This is a genomic window from Mycobacterium sp. (assembly GCF_050701675.1).
In the GTDB taxonomy this organism is placed as follows: Bacteria; Actinomycetota; Actinomycetes; order Mycobacteriales; family Mycobacteriaceae; genus Mycobacterium.
Window position 1 is genome coordinate 1 of the sequence record NZ_JBOGDD010000200.1, and the last position, 1,829, is coordinate 1,829.

Genomic DNA, 1,829 nt, shown 5'->3' on the forward strand with positions numbered 1-1,829 from the left:
GCTCATGGCGATGCTGCGGGGTGCCATCGTCAACGATCAGGCAAGCGCGCAGTTGCGCGAGTTCATCCAGGCTCGGCTGCTCGATGGCGCCGGATCGCGCGGGGTGGGAGACGACGGCGCGATCCGAGCGGGTCTCGCCTCTTCGATGCTGGTCGGGATCGTCGTGGGACGGCGGATCGTCGGTGTCCCGACACTTGCGCACGTGGAGCTGGAAACGCTGGTCGCGCTCGTCGCACCCGCGATTCAGACCGTGCTGACCTCGGCGCCGGGCTGATCAGTGGACCCGACACGACGGCCAAGGGGACGTTGACTCCCCTTGGCCGTCGGTCGGTCACACCGTCACTGTTGTGCTTGGCCGAGCGTGACCTGCACGGTCTGCGTGGCGCCGTTCGGGTCCGCATACGTCAGAGCCACGTTGTCCCCTGGCGCCTTCGAACGCACCGAGGCAACCAATGCCTCGGGGCCGTCGATGACCTGGTCGTCGACCTTGGTGACCACCGCGCCGTTGGGCACGCCTGCCGCGGCGGCGGGTCCCCCGTCGACCACCTGGGCGATCGAGGCACCGTTGGCACTGGCCTTATTGCTGAGCTGCACGCCCAACGAGGCGTGCGTCGCCGTGCCCGTGGAGATCAGCTCGTCGGCGACGCGCTTGGCTTGATCCGACGGAATGGCGAAGCCGAGTCCGATCGAACCACTCTGAGCGCCAGGAGAACCCCCGCCACCCAGAGACGCGATCGCCGAGTTCACGCCGATCAACTCACCGTTCATGTTCACCAGGGCACCGCCGGAGTTACCCGGATTGATCGACGCGTCGGTCTGAATCGCGTCGAGCACCGTGGTCTGATCGGAGCCTTCGCCGCCGGTGGAGACGGGACGGTCCAGCGCACTGATGATGCCCGTCGTCACCGTCCCCTGCAGACCAAGCGGTGAACCGATCGCCACGACGTTCTGACCGACCTTCACGTCCTTCGAGGACCCCAGTGTGATCGGGGTGAGCCCCGAAAGGCCCTGGGCGCGAACGACGGCGATATCGCTCGCGGGGTCGGCGCCGGCCACGGTGAACGGCGCGGTGCGGCCGTCGGACAGCGTCACGGTGGCCTTCAAGGGTTGACCGCCCATGGCTTCCTGCCCGCTCGGCGCAGCCTGGTCGCCGGGGAAGCCCTGGCCGTCGGATCCGTCGGGATATTGCGGGCCGTCCGAAGCGTTCGCGCCGGGGCCGCTGCCCTTGAGGGCAGCCACGACGTGGTTGTTCGTCAGGATCAGTCCGTCGGAGCTCAGGATGATCCCGGAACCCTCTTCGCTCTGACCGCCGCCCATGTCTAGCTGCAACTTCACCACACTGGGCATCACCTTCGCGGCGACCTGCTCGACGGAGCCGGCGGGTGCATCGGCGACGGGCTTGCCTGCGGGGGTTTGGCTTGGCGCCGCTGCCACCGCACTGGCCAGACCGCTTGCGGCAGAGTGGTCGGGATGGTTTGCGAGTACGACTGCGCCCGCGCCTGCCGAGACCGCGACGACGGCTGCCGCACTGGCCATCACGATGCCCGCTCGAGAACGCTTGCGCGGAACCCGAATCGGCGCGGTGACCGCCGACTCCGACTGACGCGGATCGCGGTAGTACGCCGCCGATGGTTGCTGAGCGTAGCGCCAGTCGTAGGGCTGCTGAGGCACATGCTGAGCCGGGTAGCCCGGATATTGCTGCCTCACACCCTGATTCGGGTTCGACGAATGGTCCGGCCGAGGCAGGGGGTACCGCGGGTGATTGGTCATGTTTTCGTGTGTTCTTTCTTCCAGTGGACAGCAAAGCCGTGGCTTCATAGTGCGCTGCC

2 protein-coding genes are annotated in these 1,829 nt (G+C 67.5%); one reads left to right on the forward strand and one right to left on the reverse strand.

Features of this window, described 5'->3' with window-relative positions; translation table 11 throughout:
- On the forward strand, positions 1–274 hold a 274-nt coding region (locus tag ACRDUX_RS05805), incomplete at its 5' end, for a TetR/AcrR family transcriptional regulator (protein WP_526411893.1).
- Positions 275–339: 65 nt separating this feature from the next.
- On the opposite strand, the gene ACRDUX_RS05810 is transcribed toward ACRDUX_RS05805, so the two are convergent.
- Positions 340–1,770, reverse strand: a complete 1,431-nt coding sequence (locus ACRDUX_RS05810) for a S1C family serine protease (RefSeq protein ID WP_526411895.1) — start codon at positions 1,768–1,770, stop codon at positions 340–342.
- Positions 1,771–1,829 lie beyond the last annotated feature (59 nt).

What these genes read in the sequence shown, in the direction of transcription:
- ACRDUX_RS05810 (WP_526411895.1), bottom strand. Translation starts at nt 1,770, where the DNA reads ATGACCAATCACCCGCGGTACCCCCTGCCTCGGCCGGACCATTCGTCG.